The sequence below is a fragment of the Blastococcus sp. PRF04-17 genome, from assembly GCF_023016265.1.
Classification (GTDB): Bacteria; Actinomycetota; Actinomycetes; order Mycobacteriales; family Geodermatophilaceae; genus Blastococcus_B.
Window position 1 is genome coordinate 2,280,662 of sequence record NZ_CP095412.1, and the last position, 14,780, is coordinate 2,295,441.

The 14,780-nt window shown below is 72.1% G+C and carries 18 protein-coding genes and 3 pseudogenes; all 21 read left to right on the forward strand.

The annotated features are described in order from the left end of the window. Positions 1–231 precede the first annotated feature (231 nt). On the forward strand, positions 232–1,515 hold the full coding sequence (locus tag MVA48_RS11620; RefSeq protein ID WP_246988985.1) for a flagellar hook-length control protein FliK: 1,284 nt from the start codon (positions 232–234) through the stop codon (positions 1,513–1,515). A 19-nt stretch (positions 1,516–1,534) separates the two neighbouring features. Further along, entirely contained in the window at positions 1,535–1,963 is a 429-nt protein-coding gene (locus MVA48_RS11625) for a flagellar hook assembly protein FlgD (protein ID WP_246988988.1), read from the forward strand. Positions 1,964–2,063: 100 nt separating this feature from the next. Further along, the gene (locus MVA48_RS11630; RefSeq protein ID WP_246989191.1) at positions 2,064–2,294 is read left to right on the forward strand and encodes a flagellar basal body protein; all 231 of its coding nucleotides are present in this window, start codon (positions 2,064–2,066) and stop codon (positions 2,292–2,294) included. After that, positions 2,234–2,836, forward strand: a complete 603-nt coding sequence (locus MVA48_RS23450) for a flagellar hook-basal body complex protein (RefSeq protein WP_371821241.1) — start codon at positions 2,234–2,236, stop codon at positions 2,834–2,836. The genes MVA48_RS11630 and MVA48_RS23450 overlap by 61 nt, the downstream gene beginning before the upstream one ends. Continuing rightward, positions 2,812–3,129 (forward strand): annotated as a pseudogene (locus tag MVA48_RS24160) (flagellar hook-basal body complex protein); the annotation flags it as partial. The gene MVA48_RS23450 and the pseudogene MVA48_RS24160, both read left to right, overlap by 25 nt. Further along, complete coding sequence (locus tag MVA48_RS24165; protein WP_371821242.1) at positions 3,121–3,249, forward strand: flagellar basal body rod C-terminal domain-containing protein; 129 nt, start codon at positions 3,121–3,123, stop codon at positions 3,247–3,249. The pseudogene MVA48_RS24160 and the gene MVA48_RS24165, both read left to right, overlap by 9 nt. Positions 3,250–3,497: 248 nt before the next feature. Beyond that, positions 3,498–3,776 carry a flagellar FlbD family protein gene (locus MVA48_RS11640; RefSeq protein ID WP_246988990.1) on the forward strand — a complete coding sequence of 93 codons (279 nt, stop codon included), beginning with the start codon at positions 3,498–3,500 and terminating at the stop codon, positions 3,774–3,776. 215 nt (positions 3,777–3,991) lie between these two features. Then, a complete protein-coding gene (locus tag MVA48_RS11645) occupies positions 3,992–4,549 on the forward strand; it encodes a motility protein A (protein ID WP_246988992.1) in 558 nt (185 codons plus the stop codon). Between the two features lie 73 nt (positions 4,550–4,622). Continuing rightward, positions 4,623–5,525, forward strand: coding sequence for an OmpA/MotB family protein (locus MVA48_RS11650; protein WP_246988995.1), 903 nt, complete (start codon positions 4,623–4,625; stop codon positions 5,523–5,525). Beyond that, positions 5,522–5,986: a flagellar basal body-associated FliL family protein gene (locus MVA48_RS11655; RefSeq protein ID WP_246988997.1), complete on the forward strand. Its 465-nt coding sequence runs from the start codon at positions 5,522–5,524 to the stop codon at positions 5,984–5,986. Before MVA48_RS11650 ends, MVA48_RS11655 begins: the two co-directional genes overlap by 4 nt. 146 nt (positions 5,987–6,132) lie before the next feature. Next, positions 6,133–6,633: pseudogene (locus tag MVA48_RS11660) on the forward strand (hypothetical protein); the annotation flags it as partial. A 107-nt stretch (positions 6,634–6,740) separates the two neighbouring features. Next, a pseudogene (locus tag MVA48_RS23460) lies at positions 6,741–6,824 on the forward strand (hypothetical protein); the annotation flags it as partial. Positions 6,825–6,830: 6 nt separating this feature from the next. Further along, a complete protein-coding gene (locus MVA48_RS11665) occupies positions 6,831–7,214 on the forward strand; it encodes a FliM/FliN family flagellar motor switch protein (RefSeq protein WP_246989192.1) in 384 nt (127 codons plus the stop codon). Next, positions 7,211–7,963 (forward strand): flagellar motor switch protein FliN, encoded by a 753-nt coding sequence (gene fliN / locus MVA48_RS11670; RefSeq protein WP_246988999.1) that lies wholly within the window; start codon positions 7,211–7,213, stop codon positions 7,961–7,963. Before MVA48_RS11665 ends, fliN begins: the two co-directional genes overlap by 4 nt. Continuing rightward, complete coding sequence (locus tag MVA48_RS11675; protein WP_246989001.1) at positions 7,960–8,382, forward strand: flagellar biosynthetic protein FliO; 423 nt, start codon at positions 7,960–7,962, stop codon at positions 8,380–8,382. Before fliN ends, MVA48_RS11675 begins: the two co-directional genes overlap by 4 nt. Further along, positions 8,379–9,230, forward strand: a complete 852-nt coding sequence (fliP, locus tag MVA48_RS11680) for a flagellar type III secretion system pore protein FliP (protein WP_246989004.1) — start codon at positions 8,379–8,381, stop codon at positions 9,228–9,230. The genes MVA48_RS11675 and fliP overlap by 4 nt, the downstream gene beginning before the upstream one ends. 2 nt (positions 9,231–9,232) lie before the next feature. Next, positions 9,233–9,508, forward strand: coding sequence for a flagellar biosynthesis protein FliQ (fliQ, locus tag MVA48_RS11685; protein ID WP_246989006.1), 276 nt, complete (start codon positions 9,233–9,235; stop codon positions 9,506–9,508). 5 nt (positions 9,509–9,513) lie between these two features. After that, positions 9,514–10,278, forward strand: coding sequence for a flagellar biosynthetic protein FliR (gene fliR / locus MVA48_RS11690; RefSeq protein WP_246989008.1), 765 nt, complete (start codon positions 9,514–9,516; stop codon positions 10,276–10,278). A 3-nt stretch (positions 10,279–10,281) separates the two neighbouring features. Continuing rightward, entirely contained in the window at positions 10,282–11,424 is a 1,143-nt protein-coding gene (locus tag MVA48_RS11695; protein ID WP_246989010.1) for an EscU/YscU/HrcU family type III secretion system export apparatus switch protein, read from the forward strand. 201 nt (positions 11,425–11,625) lie between these two features. Beyond that, positions 11,626–13,671 (forward strand): flagellar biosynthesis protein FlhA, encoded by a 2,046-nt coding sequence (flhA, locus tag MVA48_RS11700; protein ID WP_246989012.1) that lies wholly within the window; start codon positions 11,626–11,628, stop codon positions 13,669–13,671. Then, positions 13,652–14,767, forward strand: a complete 1,116-nt coding sequence (locus tag MVA48_RS11705; protein WP_246980535.1) for a hypothetical protein — start codon at positions 13,652–13,654, stop codon at positions 14,765–14,767. Before flhA ends, MVA48_RS11705 begins: the two co-directional genes overlap by 20 nt. The last annotated feature ends 13 nt before the right edge of the window (positions 14,768–14,780 follow it).

The following is a 14,780-nucleotide window of genomic DNA, read 5'->3' on the forward strand; positions in this document are numbered from 1 at the left end:
AGCACCCCGGCGTCCGACCGTGCCGTCGAGCGGCGGAGCACACCGGACGACCGAGCGGAGGCGGCCGCCGCCCGCGCGGAGAGGGCTGCCGATCGCGCCGCCGCGCGCGCGGCCCGTGCCGAGGCGAGGACCGAGCAGAGCCCCGACCGGCCGGCGCACGAGAACGCCGACGGCGCCGCGACCGGCCGGCAGGCCGTGGGGACGACACCGGAGGCGACGGACGACGTCCCCGTGGCCGCGCCCGACCCGGGCTCCACCACCCTGTCCGCCGCGGTCTGGGCCCTGCTGGTGGGCGGTCCCGTCGCCGCGACCGCGGAAGCGGGCGGCGAGGGTGCGCCGGCGCCGCCGGGTACCGCGGCGCCGACCGTGTCGACCGTTCCCACGGCCGACGTGCCGGTGACCCTCCCGACCCCTGCGGTGGCTGCTCCCGTGCCGGTCGCGCCGACGGCCGAGGCGGGCGGGCAGGGCGTTCCCACTCCGGCTGCGGCACCGCCCGCCGCGACGCCGCTGCCGGGCACGGAGACCGCCGCTCCCGCAACTCCGGCGACCCCGGCCGCTCCGGTGGCGGCCGCACCGACCGAGTCCGCGCTGGCCGCCCTCGGCATCGATGTGGTCACCGTCGCCGACGAGCCGGGTGGCGCCGGCCCCCGGGCCGCCGTCCCCGCTGCCGTCCCCGCTGCCGTCCCCGCTGCCGTCCCCGCTGCCGTCCCCGCTGCCGTCCCCGCTGCCGTCCCCGCTGCCGTCGCCCCGGCCGTCGCCCCGGCCGTGCCGGCCGCTGCGGCCCCGGCCGCTGCGACCACGTCCGCGCCGGTCGACGGGGCCGCACCCGTCGCCGGTCCCGCCGGCGTCGCCGCGGGCGCCGTGCCCCTCTCGGCCGGGACCGGAACCACGGGCGAGGGCAGCTCACCCGGCGGGGGCGGCACCACCCGCCAGGACACGTGGCGCGCTCCCGAGAGTCAGTCGACCGCACCGGTGACGGGGGCCGGTCCCGCCCCGGTCACCCCCACCCCGGTCGTCACTGCGGCTCCCGTCGCCGGCGCGACCGGCGACGCGGCCTCCCTGCCGGTGGGCTCCCAGGTGGCCCGGCAGGTCGCCGTCCTCCGCGGCGGTCCCGACGGCACGCAGACCATGACGCTCGTGCTCACCCCCGACACCCTCGGCCCGGTCGAGGTCTCGGTCACCGTGACCAAGGGGGCGGTCGACCTCACGCTGCGCGGCGCGCACGACATGGGGCGAGCCGCCCTGCTCGACGGGCTGCCGGACCTGCGCCGGGATCTGGAGAGCGCGGGGCTCACGTGCTCCTCCCTCGAGGTCGACCGCGACACCAGTGGCAGCTGGCTGAACCGCCACGCGACCCCGCAGGGCCAGCCCCAGGGCGGAGCCGCCGGGGGTGGCGCGGAGCAGACCGGCGGTGACCGGTCACGTCCCGGGGGCGCCCCTGCCGATACCGCAGTCAGCGGACCGACCTCTGCCGACTCCCGATCCACGTCCGCCGGCGTGGACGTCCGCGTCTGACCAAGGAGCTGACCCACCCATGACCACGCCCGTGTACGGGACGAGCGGCCTTGCGACCAGCACGTCCACCAGCGCGGTCGACCGCAAGGACCAGATGGGGAAGGACACCTTCCTCAAGCTGCTCGTGGCCCAGATGCGCTACCAGGACCCCAGCAACCCCGTCGACAGCAGCCAGATGATGTCGCAGACGGCGGTTTTCACCCAGGTCGAGAAGCTCGAGCAACTGGTCAACCAGAACGCGTCGATGCTCGTCCTGCAGGAGTCGGCCACGGCGGGTGCCCTCGTCGGCCGTACCGCGACCTACACCGACACCACGGGAGCGTCGAAGACCGGCGTCGTCACCGCCGTCCGCCTCGCCAGCCGCGCCAGCGAGGCAGTGGCCGTGATCGACGGGGTCTCCGTGCCCGTGGGCCGCCTCACCGAGATCGCCGTCACCAAGACGACCTGACCCGCCTCGACCGCCGCAGCACTCCACACCTGAGGAGAACTTCCCCGTGCTTCGTTCCATGTTCTCGGCCATCTCCGGCCTCCGCGCCCACCAGACCAAGATGGACGTCACCGGCAACAACATCGCCAACGTCAACACGGTCGGATTCAAGGGCTCCCAGACGGTCTTCCAGGACACGCTCTCGCAGGTGATCCGGGCGGCGGGGCGCCGGCCGCCGACCGCGGTGGCACGAACCCGGCCCAGGTCGGGCTCGGGGTCAAGGTCGCCGCCATCACGACCAACTGGACCCAGGGCGCGACCCAGTCCACCGGCCGCTCGACGGACTTCATGATCGAGGGCGACGGGTTCTTCATCACCCGCAACAGCAGCGGCGAGCAGCTGTTCACCCGCGCCGGGTCCTTCGACTTCGACGGCGCCGGCAAGCTGGTCACACCGGACGGCTCGGTCCTGCAGGGCTGGATGGCCAACGGCAACGGGCAGATCAACACCAACGGGCCGGTGGGCCCCCTCTCCGTGCCCTACGGCCAGACCGTGGCCCCACGGGCGTCCACCAGCGGGTCCGTCGTGGGCAACCTCGCGTCCGACGCGCCCGTGGGCACCACCGTGACGACCAACATCAAGATGTTCGACGCCCAGGGCGTGGAGCAGGAGGTCGTCTACACGTTCACCAAGATGGGCGCCAACGACTGGGACATGGACGTGATCGCCAACGGCATCACCCTGATCAACGACGCGACGGTCGCTTTCGACGCCTCGGGTGCGCTCACCACCCCGGCTCCCCCGGCACCCTCGCCGCGGTCAACCCGAACACCGTCAACGCCGCCGCCTTCCCGAGCTGGAACTCTCCCGTCGTCATCAACATCGCCGGCCTGACCCAGTTCGGCGGCGCCACGGAGATCAACGCCCCCGACCAGAACGGCTACGCGCTGGGCTCCCTGCAGGCCTTCCAGCTCGGCGCCGACGGCACGATCATGGGCGTCTACTCCAACGAGCTGCGCCAGCCCATCGGGCGCCTCGCCGTGGCGACGTTCAACAACCCCGGCGGCCTGGAGAAGTCCGGCAACAGCTCGTTCCGGGTCGGCGTGAACTCCGGCGTCGCCATGGTCGGCACCGCCGGTGCCGGTGGCCGTGGCTCGCTCGTCTCGGGCGCGCTCGAGATGTCGAACGTCGACCTCGCCGAGGAGTTCACCGGCCTGATCGTCGCCCAGCGCGGCTTCCAGGCGAACAGCCGGGTGATCACCAGCTCCGACGAGATCCTCCAGGACCTGGTCAACCTGAAGCGCTGAGCCAGGACCTTCCTCCTTCCCGTCACTCGCAAGCTAGCGGCGGGCCCCCGGAGGAAGGCCCCAGTGCGGCCCGGTCACCCCTCCGGGTGGCCGGGCCGCACTGATTTCCCCCGGTTTCCGGGGCCTCCGGGGGCCCGCGCCGGGGTGGTTCGGCTCAAGGAGATCCCCTCGTGAGCCGATGAGAAGAACGCCTTCCCCGCGCTGTTGGGCAGCGCGACCCGTCCACCATCGAGCAAGAGGACCGAACCGTGATCCGTGTGACGCGCCTGAACGGAGAGCAGTTCGCGCTCAATCCCGACCTGATCGAGCGGGTCGAAGGCCACCCCGACACGGTCGCCTTCCTCGTCGACGGCACCAGGTACGTGGTGAAGGAGAGCGTGGAGGAGGTGCTGCAGGAGATCCGCGAGTACCGCGCAGCCATCCTCGCCACCAGCTACGAGATGGACCGCGGGGAGTACCGGGTGGTCGTCCCCGAGATCGACAGCGGCTCGTCGGTCGTGCCCTTCCCGACCCGAGAGGAGCGCTGACCCATGGATCCGGCGACTCTGATCGGCTTCGTCGTCTCCATGATCGCCCTCCTGATCTTCATGATCATGGAGGGCGCCGACCCGATGTCGCTGCTCTTCCTCCCGGCGATCATCCTGGTGATCGTCGCCACCTTCGGCGCGGCCATGGCCCACCAGACCATGGACGACCTCAAGAAGATGCCGGCCTGGTTCAAGATGGCGTTGATGCCGGGCAGGTGCCGCCGGCCACCGAGCAGATCCAGACCCTGGTCGGCCTGGCGGAGAAGGCTCGCAAGGAGGGCCTGCTCGCGCTGGAGGCCCAGGTCAAGAACATCCAGGACCCGTTCCTGCGGCGCGGGCTGCAGATGGGCATCGACGGCACCGACCCCGAGGAGCTGCGCTCCGTCCTCGAGGCCGAGATCGCGGCCAAGAAGGCCGAGGACAAGGTCGCCGCCAAGTTCATGAACGCCATGGGCGGCTACGCCCCCACCATCGGCATCGTCGGTTGCATCGTCGGCCTGATGAACGTGATGGCCAACCTCAACGACCCGTCCTCGCTGGGTCCCATGATCGCCGCGGCGTTCGTCGCGACCCTGTGGGGCGTGATGGCCGCCAACTTCTGGTTCCTGCCCATGGGCGCCAAGATCATCCGCGTCAGCGAGCTGCAGGCCGCGCAGATGGAGCTGCTCGTCGAGGGGATCTCCGAGATCCAGGCCGGCACCAGCCCGCGGGCCGTGCGGCTCAAGCTGAACTCCCTCATCCCGCCCAGTGAACTGGCCAAGGAGGCCGCGTGAGCGAGCTCGCGAGCTCACGGGTGGATAGAGCAGCGCCGCGAAGCGGTGCGACGAGCGCCAGCGAGGAGTACCGGTGAGCGCGGGCCACGGGGGCCGCCGGCGCGCCAAGAAGCACGAGGAGGAGGAGCACGAGAACCACGAGCGGTGGATGGTGTCCTACGCCGACATGCTGACGCTGCTGTTCGTGCTCTTCGTCGTGCTGTACGCGATGAGCCAGGTCGACAAGGCGAAGTTCGCCGCCCTGGCCGCCGGCCTGAACCAGAGCTTCGGCGGACCCATCACCGTGACCGCGGGCGCCACGCCGGAGGGCTCCGTGCTCGACGGACTGCCCGGCGCCATCGACATCGCCTCGGCCATCCCGCCGGACCCCACCGTCCAGGACGCACAGGTCGACAAGGCGGCGGCGGCCGCAGCGGCGGAGCGGGCCCAGCGCGTCGCCGCCGAGGCCGCCGCGGCCTACGAGGACATGTCGGCAGCGCGGGACAGGATCGAGCAGGCGCTCGAGGCGGCCGGCTACGCCGGAGCGGCCCGCTACGAGATCGACGAGCGGGGCCTGGTCGTGCACATCGTCGCCGACGCCGTCCTCTTCGACGCCGAGCAGGCCGTCCTCCGGCCCGAGGGGCGGGCGATCCTCGACGCCGTCGCGCCGACCCTCGCCGAGCTGCCCAACGTCCTCCGCGTCGAGGGCCACGCCAACCACCTCGCGGTCACCCCCGGCGGCCCGTGGCCGTCGAACTGGGAGCTGTCCGGCTACCGCGCCAGCACGGTGCTGCGGCACCTCGCCGGTGCCGGCGTACCCGAGGTGCGCATGTCGGCGACGGGCTACTCCTCCACCCGGCCGCTGGTGCCCGAGTCCGACCCGGACGCGCTGTCGGTGAACCGGCGCGTCGACCTCGTCGTCCTGTCCACCGCATCGGCGGAGGCCAACGCGCTCCTGCCGGGCATCGATGCCGCCAACCGGGAGGCCACCCCATGAGCACCAAGACCGACGAGACCGAAGAGGCGCCCGAGAAGGGCGGCAAGAAGAAGCTGCTGCTGCTCGGGCTGGTGATCGTGCTGGCCGCCGCGGGAGCCGCGTACTTCTTCCTGTTCAGCGGTTCCGGGGAGGCGGAGGCCGCCGCCCCGGAGCACGGCGGGTACGTCGCGCTCGAGCCGATCGCGGTGAACCTCGCCGGCGGCGGCTACCTCAAGGTGGGTGTCACGCTGGACATCACGGCGGAGGCGGCCGCGGGCGGCGGGCACGGCGGTGCCACGATCGACGGCTCCAAGGCCCTCGACCTGATCATCTCCACGTTCTCGCAGGCCTCACCGGCGGACGTGACGGGCGCTCGCGAGGCGCTCAAGGAGGCCCTCAAGGCGAAGATCATCGAGGCGTACACCGAGGAGGGCGTCCCGATGGTCATGAACATCTACTACAACGAGTACGTCACCCAGTAGCAGCCGAACGACCCGCCGCCGGGCCCCCGTCACCGGGGGCCCGGCGGAGTCACGCAACAGGAACACTGCGCACCACCCGTCACATCCCTCCCGGCCGACCGGAGGGGCTCGGGAGCCGCCGGTCAGGGTCCCGCCCGGCTCCGCCGATGACGGAGGACGTGACCCAACCCGACAACGGACCCGACCCCAGCCGGGCGGATCCCCAGTCGTCGGACGCGTCACCGCCCGACGCCGCTCCCCCGGCCGCCGGCCCATCCCCCGCCACGCCCGCGCCGTCCGCCCCCGGACCGGCCGCGGTGGCGCAGGCCACCGGTACCGGAGCACGTAGCCGCCGCGGTGAAGCGCGCACCTACGACTTCCGCCGCCCCACGAAGCTCTCCCGGGACCACGTCCGCGTGCTCCAGGTCGCCCAGGAGTCGTTCGCCCGCCAGGCCACGACGATCCTCACCACCTTCCTGCGCGCGGGTGCCCGGCTGGAGCTGGTCGGCATCGAGCAGTTCTCGTACGACGACTACCTGGTGACGCTGCCCAACCCGGTGTTCATCTCGACGTTCACCCTCGAGCCGCTGGCCGGCAAGGGGCTCCTGGCCTACCCGCTGGACATCGCGATGGCCACCGTCGACCACATGCTCGGGGGCTCGGGCAGCGCCGAGCAGCCGAACCGGCCGATGACGGCGATGGAGACGGCCATCACCAACCACCTGCTGGGCGGCTCCTGGACGAGTTCGCCTCGTCCTTCGCCGCGATCACCGAGATCCAGCCGGCCCTCAACGGGTTCGAGTACAACCCGCAGCTCGCCCAGGCCGCCGCCGGCTCGGACACGGTCATGGTGGCGACCTTCGCCATGGCCGTGGGCAGCCGCGAGGGCGAGGCCACCCTGGTGCTGCCGTTCTCGTCGTTCGCGCAGGCGCTGAACAACGCGGCCTCGCCCCAGCTGTCGGAGTCGGCTCTGGCCAAGCGCAAGCGGGCCACCGAGGCGCTCACCGCCCGGCTCAACCTCGTGCCGGTCGACGTGAGCGTCCGGTTCGCGCCGCTGTCCGTGTCGTCGGCCGACCTGCTGTCCCTGTCGATCGGTGACGTGCTCCTGCTGCGCCATCCCCCGGATGCGCCGCTCGAGGTCACCACGAACGACGTGACGTTCGCGTACGCGATCGCCAGCAACCACCGGCGCCGTCTGGCCGCCGCGATCGTCCCCACCCCGCAAGCCGCCGTGAAGGACTCAGCATGACCTCCTCGATGTCAGGGCCCCGCGCCGACTCGTCCCAGGACTTCCAGACCGTCTCCGCGGTGGTCACGGCGGCCGCCCAGGCAGCCGCCGCCCTCGTGCCCGCGGCGGTGGAGCTCGTGCCCGGTGCCCCCGTGAACGACCCCGACCGCGTCCCGCTGCCGCCGGCCGCCGCGACCGCGGTCTCGGCCGGGCTGTCCGGGGAGGTCAGCGGCGACGTCGTCCTGGTGCTGTCCTCCGACGTCGTCGAGGCGCTGGCCAACTCGCCCGTGGGCCCGATGGACGTCGCCGCCGCGCTGCGTCCCGCCCTCGAGGCGGCCGCCGCCACGCTCGGCCGGGTCCGCGTGGCCTCGGAGCGCACGGAGGAGCCGCTGTCGGCGCTCGACGGGCTCCGCGACAAGGGCATGTTCGTCGCCGTCCCCCTGCTGGCCGGCGGCGAGCACCAGGCCACCTTCGCCATCCAGGTGACCCTGCCGACGACGCACACCCAGCGCGGTAGCCTCGACCTCCTCCGGCACGTCGCGATGGAGGTCACCGTCGAGATCGGCCGGACGCGGATGACCGTGCAGGAGCTCCTCTCCCTGCACCCGGGCGAGGTCGTCGAGCTCGACCGCGCCGCCAGCGCGCCGGCCGACCTGCTGGTCAACGGCACGCTCATCGCCCGCGGCGAGGTGGTCGTCGTCGACGAGGACTTCGGCCTGCGGATCAGCGAGATCGTCACCGACGCCGCCCAGGAGCTGGGTGCCGCATGACCTGGATGATCATCCGGCTCGTCCTGTCGCTGGCGTTCATCGCCGCGGTCCTGCTGTTCGCCGCGCGCGTGGCCAAGAAGCGGGGCCTGGGCCAGGGCAACGGCGTCATCGAGATCGTCGCCCGGCAGCGCATGGGCCGGACGAGCACTGTCAACGTCGTCCGGGTCGGCGACGTCGTGCTCGTCGTGGGGGCCACCGAGGAGCAGGTCACCCTGCTCGCCGAGGTGGACCCGGAGAGCGTCGACCTCGTGCTGCACCCGGCCGCCGCCGACGAGGACGGGGACGACGAGCCGGCGGCGCACCGCCCGGCCCTGGTGGCCCGGTCGACGAGCCCGGCTCTGGCCGGCTCGGTCTTCGACCGCAACGGCTGGGGCAGCCTCGTGAACCAGATGCGCGAGCGGACGGTCCGCCGGTCATGACCGCCGCCGCGCGCCCGTCCGTGGCGCCGGGGACCTGGTCGGCGCGTCGTCGGGCAGCCCTGGTGCTGCTGTTCGCGCTGCTCTGCACCGTGGCGGCCGTCGTCCTCGCCGGTCCCGCCGCGGCGGAGCCCATCGAGCCGACCGCCCCGGTCGACCCGACGGCACCGGTCGTGCCGGGCGACGGCAACGTCGACATCTCCATCGGGGACGGCTCGCCGAGCAGCTCGATCACCCTGATCCTGGCGATCACCGTGCTCTCGGTCGCGCCGTCCGTGCTGCTGCTGGCGACGTCGTTCACCAAGATCATCGTCGTCCTCGGCCTGACCCGCAACGCCCTGGGCCTGCCCTCCTCGCCGCCCAACCAGGTGCTGACGGGCATCGCGCTGTTCCTCACCCTGTTCGTGATGGGGCCGGTGTTCTCCGACATCAACGAGGTCGCGGTCCAGCCCTACATGGACGGCGCCATGACGGTGTCGCAGGCCTACGACGCCGGCGTCGTCCCGCTGCGCGGATTCCTGCTCGACAACACCCGTCAGGACGAGCTGAAGCTGATGATCGGCCTGTCCGGCGAGGCGGCCCCGGCCGACGCGAGCGAGGTCAGCATGACCACCCTGCTGCCGGCGTTCGTCCTCTCCGAGCTCAAGAGCGCCTTCATCATCGGCCTGGTCATCTTCATCCCGTTCCTGGTGCTGGACATGCTGGTCAGCGCCGCGCTCATGGCGATGGGCATGATGATGGTGCCGCCGACGATCGTCTCGCTGCCCTTCAAGCTGCTGCTGTTCGTCGTCGTCGACGGCTGGACGCTGGTCACCACCGCGCTGGTCGGCTCCTACGGCGGGGGCGGCTAGCCATGTCCGACGCAGACGTCACCGAGATCGCGGCCGAGACCATGATGCTGGCCGCGAAGGTCGCCGCCCCCGTGCTGCTGACCGCCCTGCTGGTCGGCTTCCTGATCTCGCTGTTCCAGGCCGCGACCCAGATCCAGGAGCCGACGCTCTCCTTCGTCCCGAAGATGATCGCCGTCGCCATCGCCCTGCTGGTCACCGGCAACTGGGTGCTCTCGGAGCTGGTCAGCTTCACCGAGAGCCTGTTCGACCAGCTGCCGCGGCTGCTCGACCGGACCTGACGCCGATGGACCTCTCGGTCCCGGCAGTCACGCTGGCGGCACTCCTGCTGGGGACGGCGCGTGCCGTCGGGTTCGTGCTGCTGGCCCCGCCGTTCAACTCGCGCACGATCCCCGGGCCGGTCAAGGCGGCCTTCGCCCTCGCCCTGTCGGTGCTGCTGTCGACGCAGATCGCCCCGTCGCTGCCGGAGCCGACGGCAGGCTTCCTGGCCGTCGCGGCGGTCACCGAGGTGGTCATCGGGGCGGCGCTGGGGTTCGTCGTCCAGGTGCTGTTCTCGGCCGTGCAGCTGGCGGGCGACCTGCTCGACGTCACCGGCGGGTTCTCGCTGCAGCCGGCCTACGACCCCCTGTCGATGACGCAGAACTCCTCGATCGGCCGGCTGCACTACCTGCTGGCCATGACGCTGCTGTTCACCAGCGGCGGGCACCTGCTGATCGTGAAGGGCTTCGCGACGTCCTACGTCGGACTGCCCGTCGGCGGGGACGTGCCCACCGACCAGATCGCGGCGGTCCTGGTCACCGCCTTCTCGATGATGTTCCTGGCCGCGCTGCAGATCGCGGGGCCGATGGTCGCGGTGCTGCTGCTCGCCGACGTCGCGCTCGCCCTGCTCAGCCGGGCCGCACCCGCGCTCAACATCTTCGCGTTCGGCTTCCCGGTGAAGATCATGCTCACCCTGACCCTGCTCGGCCTCACCTTCCCGCTGCTCCCGCCCGCGCTGGATGCGCTGATGGAGCACGCGGCCCGCGCCATGGTCTCGCTGCGGAGCGGGTGACCCATGGCCAAGGACGGTCCCGGTGGTGAGAAGACAGAGAAACCGACTCCCCAGCGCCTGAAGAAGGCGCGCAAGGAAGGGCAGATCCCGCGGACCCAGGAACTGGGGACGTGGCTGGGCGTGGCCGCGGCGAGCGTGCTCCTGCCGATGCTGGTCGGCAACGCCTTCGACGAGGTCCGGAAGCTCATCGTGCAGGTCGGCTCGGTCGCCCATTCCCCGGAGCCGGAGAAGCTGTTGATCCTGCTGGGTCAGGCGCTGACCGCCTTCATGATCACGATCCTTCCGCTGGGCGTCGGCATGATGGTCGTGGGCACCGCCGCGGCGGCCTCGCAGGGCGGCGTCGCCGTCGCCACCAAGTCGATGAAGCCGACCTGGAAGAAGCTGAACCCGTTCCCCGGCATGAAGCGGATGTTCGGCACCCAGGGTCTGTGGGAGGCGACCAAGGCCGTGATCAAGACCGCCGCCCTGGGCACCGTCGTCATCGTCACCAGCGACCGGGCGCAGGAACTGGTCGCGTCGGCCGGTGCGCTGCCGTTGTCGGCGGTGACGACGATGTTCACCGACTCGGCGATCCTCATGTTCCGGGTCGTCGCCGTCACCGGCCTGGTCATCGCGGCCGCGGACTACCTCGTCGTCCGGAAGAAGACGATGAAGCAGCTGCAGATGAGCAAGTACGAGATCAAGCAGGAGAACAAGCAGGCCGAGGGTGACCCGTACATGAAGGCGCACCGCCGCGGAGTGCAGCTGTCGATGTCGCGGAACCGGATGATGGCCGAGGTCGCCGACGCCGACGTCCTGCTGGTCAACCCCACCCACTACGCCGTGGCACTGAAGTACGACCCGACGAAGGGCGCGCCCCGCGTCGTGGCCAAAGGCGCGGGCGAGATCGCGACCAAGCTCCGCGAGGTCGCCACGGACGCGCGGGTGCCGCTCGTGCAGGACATCCCGCTCACCCGGGCGCTGCACGCCTCCTGCGACCTGGGGCAGGAGGTGCCGGCCCAGCTGTTCACCGCCGTCGCCCGCGTGCTCGCCTTCGTCATGCACCTGGGCGCCAAGGGAGTGAAGGGCGGCTTCCACCGCCCGGGCTTCGAGGCACCGGAGGTCGAGGGCCTGCCGAAGGCGGGGCGGCGCCGCGCGGCCGCCTGATTTCGCACGGAGCGCACGCCGCGGACGCGGGCGGGGCGACGATCAGCGGCCCTGATCGTCGAGCGTCCTCCCGCACGGCCGACGGTGAGGGAGGACGCCGCACCACGAGGGAGGCCGACGCCGTGGGGTACCGGCCCTCACCGCGGCTGCCGATGAGGAATGCGTGAGCCAGCTTCCGTCGTGCACCCCGGAGGTGGGCACGTGACGGGCCTGGGCAAGGCTGCGGTGCCCATCGGTGTCGTGGCGATCGTTCTCATGCTGGTCGTGCCGATGCCGGCCGCCATGCTGGACCTGCTGCTCGGCCTGAACATCACCGCGTCGCTGCTGATCCTGCTGGTCGCGATGCAGATCAGGAGGCCGCTGGACTTCGCCGTCTTCCCGTCGCTGCTGCTCGTGGCCACGCTCTTCCGGCTGGCGCTGAACGTCTCGTCGACCCGCCTCGTCCTCACCGACGGGTACGCCGGGAAGGTCATCGAGGCCTTCGGTCACTTCGTGATCGGCGGCTCGCTGATCGTCGGTCTCGTCATCTTCGTGATCTTGGTGATCGTCCAGTTCGTCGTCATCACCAACGGTGCGGGCCGCGTGGCCGAGGTCGGCGCGCGCTTCACCCTCGACGCCATGCCCGGCAAGCAGATGGCCATCGACGCCGACCTCAACGCCGGCCTGATCAACGAGGCGCAGGCGCGCAAGCGGCGCCATGAGGTGACCGCCGAGGCCGACTTCTACGGCTCGATGGACGGTGCCTCGAAGTTTGTCAAGGGCGACGCCATCGCCGGAATCATCATCACGCTGATCAACCTGATCGGCGGGTTCGCCATCGGCGTCATGCAGAAGGGCATGGCCCCCGGCGAGTCGGTGTCGACGTACTCGCTGCTCACCGTCGGCGACGGCCTGGTCTCGATGATCCCGGCGCTGCTGCTCTCGACCGCCACCGGCATCATCGTGACCCGGTCGGCCACCGAGGGCGACATGGGCACGGACCTGCTCGCCCAGCTGGGCCGGTTCAAGCAGCCGATGCGGGTCGCCGGCGGCGCCGCCCTGGCGCTGTGCCTCCTTCCGGGCCTGCCGAAGCTGCCGTTCCTGATCATCGGCGCCCTCTTCCTGATCATGGCCTCGCGCGTGCAGGAGGCACCGGAGGTCGACGAGGAGGCCGAGGCGGCGGCCGCGGCGCTCGAGAACGAGCCCAAGCCCGACTCGCCCGAGGCGATCGCCGAGAAGATGCGGGTCGACCCGCTGGAGCTCGAGGTCGCCTTCGACCTGGTGGACCTCGTCGACCCGAACCGCGGCGGGGACCTGCTCGACCGGGTCAAGGCGCTGCGCCGGAAGGTCGCCATGGACACCGGCCTGGTCATCCCGCTGGTGCGCACCCGCGACAACCTCGACCTGCCCGGCTCGCAGTACGTCATCTGGCTCAACGGCGTCCCCGCGGCCAAGGGCATCTCCCCGCCCGGCACGATCCTCGCCATCGGCGACAACCTCGACGGCATCCCCGGCAGGTCGACCCGGGAGCCGGTGTTCGGGCTGGCCGCCAAGTGGGTGCCCGTCGAGCTGCAGCGTCAGGCCGAGATGGCGGGCGCCACGGTGGTCGACCGCTCGTCGGTCATCACGACCCACCTGGCGGAGGTCGTGCGGCAGAACGCCGCGGACCTCCTCGGTCGCGAGGACGTGCGCCTGCTGGTCGAGATGGTCCGGCGGACGCACCCGATCGTGGTGGAGGAACTGACCCCCACGCTGCTCACCCTGGGAGAGGTGCAACGCGTGTTGCACGCGTTGCTGGAAGAGGGTGTGTCGATCCGGGACCTGGTGCGCATCTTCGAAGCACTATCTGTGCGTGCAAAGACGTCCACCGATCTCGACGGTCTCGTCGAGGCGGCACGGGCGGCGCTCGGCTCGGCGATCAGCCATCCGTACGTGACACCCGACGAGCGTCTCCACGTCTTCACCCTCGAGCCCGGGTTCGAGCAGCGGCTCCTCGAGTCGGTCCGGCCCAGCGACGCCGGGCTGGTCCTGGCCCTCGACGCCGGCGCCATCGACGCCCTCGTGTCCGGCTGCAGCGGCCTGCTCGAGGAGGCCGAGCGGTCCGGCCTCTCCCCCGTCCTGGTGTGCTCGCCCCAGGTCCGCGCCGCTCTCGCGCGGCTGATGCGCCAGGTCCTGCCCCGGCTTCCGGTGATCTCCTATGCGGAGGTCTCCCGGACAGCGCAGATCGAATCGCTGGGAGTTGTGAGCGGTGCCGTTGCGATCCGTTGAGGCCGCCTCGCGCGACGACGCGATCGCCGCCGCGCGCGAACAGTTCGGCCCCCAGGCCCGGGTGGTCGGCGTCCGCCGCGTGCGGTCCGGCGGCGTCCTGGGCTTCTTCGCCACCGAGCGCTACGTCGCGGAGGTGGCTCCCGAGCCGGCGCGTCCCTCCGTTCCCGTCCCGTCCCGCGCGCGGGCCTTCGAGGACGACCGGTCCTTCGGCCCCGAGGACGACGTCGCGCCGGCCGACTTCTCCTCCCCGCTGGCCTCCGCCGCGCCCGCTCGCGCCCGCGGCGCCGCTCCCGCGCGCAACGGCGCCGCCGCCTGGGCCGCAGAGGCCACCCGCAGCTCCGATGACTCCTCCGCGCGCCCCTCGCCCCGGCCCGCCACCGCCGCGGCGGCGGCACGCTCAGCCGCCCCGCCTCCGTGGCAGGCCACCCCGGTGCACCCTGCGGCGCGGGACGAGGACCGGGTGAGCGAGCTCGCCGGCCTGCTGGGCCAGCAGCAGGAACGCGCCGACACCGACCACTCCCGGACCGCGTTTCCGCGCGCTTCTTTCCCGCGCACGGGGACGACGACCGGGCGGAGCGGCTCCCTCTTCGACGACGCGGACGACGAGCCGGTGCGGGACCCGGACCAGCGGATCATCCCGGGATCCGGGTCCGGGTCCGGGTCCGGGTCCGGGGCGCCGTCGCCGTTCACCGCCGCCCTGGCGCGGATGGTCGCCGGGGACCACGACGTCCAGCAGGCGGTGCAGGAAGCCCTCGAACAACCCGCTGCCGTGCGGCCTCGCGCGCCTGCGGTGCCCTCGCCGACGTGGCCCGGGCCCATCGCGCCAGCAGAGACATCGGTGACGCCCGCCCCGGCGCGCCAGGAGGAGGAAACGGTGGGAGATCAGGTCATCGCGCCGCCTGCTCCGGAGATCGACCACCCGGTCGACGTGCCGACCTGGGCGGCCGAGCCCGAGGTCCCCGCGTCCTCGGCCTCCCCCGCGAGGAGGCCATCGCCGACCTGCTGCGCGGGGCACTGGCGCAGGGGCACTCCGACGAGGCACTCGCCGGCATCCTCCGCAAGGTCCTCGCCGGCGCCTCGCCGCAGACGGCGCTGACCGAGCCGGAGCC

Coding starts and splice junctions, on each gene's coding strand:
- MVA48_RS11625 (WP_246988988.1), top strand. CDS start 1,535: ATGACCACGCCCGTGTACGGGACGAGCGGCCTTGCGACCAGCACGTCC.
- MVA48_RS11695 (WP_246989010.1), top strand. CDS start 10,282: ATGGCCAAGGACGGTCCCGGTGGTGAGAAGACAGAGAAACCGACTCCC.
- fliP (WP_246989004.1), top strand. CDS start 8,379: ATGACCGCCGCCGCGCGCCCGTCCGTGGCGCCGGGGACCTGGTCGGCG.
- MVA48_RS11675 (WP_246989001.1), top strand. CDS start 7,960: ATGACCTGGATGATCATCCGGCTCGTCCTGTCGCTGGCGTTCATCGCC.
- MVA48_RS11655 (WP_246988997.1), top strand. CDS start 5,522: ATGAGCACCAAGACCGACGAGACCGAAGAGGCGCCCGAGAAGGGCGGC.
- MVA48_RS11665 (WP_246989192.1), top strand. CDS start 6,831: ATGGCCGTGGGCAGCCGCGAGGGCGAGGCCACCCTGGTGCTGCCGTTC.
- fliR (WP_246989008.1), top strand. CDS start 9,514: ATGGACCTCTCGGTCCCGGCAGTCACGCTGGCGGCACTCCTGCTGGGG.
- fliN (WP_246988999.1), top strand. CDS start 7,211: ATGACCTCCTCGATGTCAGGGCCCCGCGCCGACTCGTCCCAGGACTTC.
- MVA48_RS11630 (WP_246989191.1), top strand. CDS start 2,064: ATGGACGTCACCGGCAACAACATCGCCAACGTCAACACGGTCGGATTC.
- fliQ (WP_246989006.1), top strand. CDS start 9,233: ATGTCCGACGCAGACGTCACCGAGATCGCGGCCGAGACCATGATGCTG.
- MVA48_RS24165 (WP_371821242.1), top strand. CDS start 3,121: ATGTCGAACGTCGACCTCGCCGAGGAGTTCACCGGCCTGATCGTCGCC.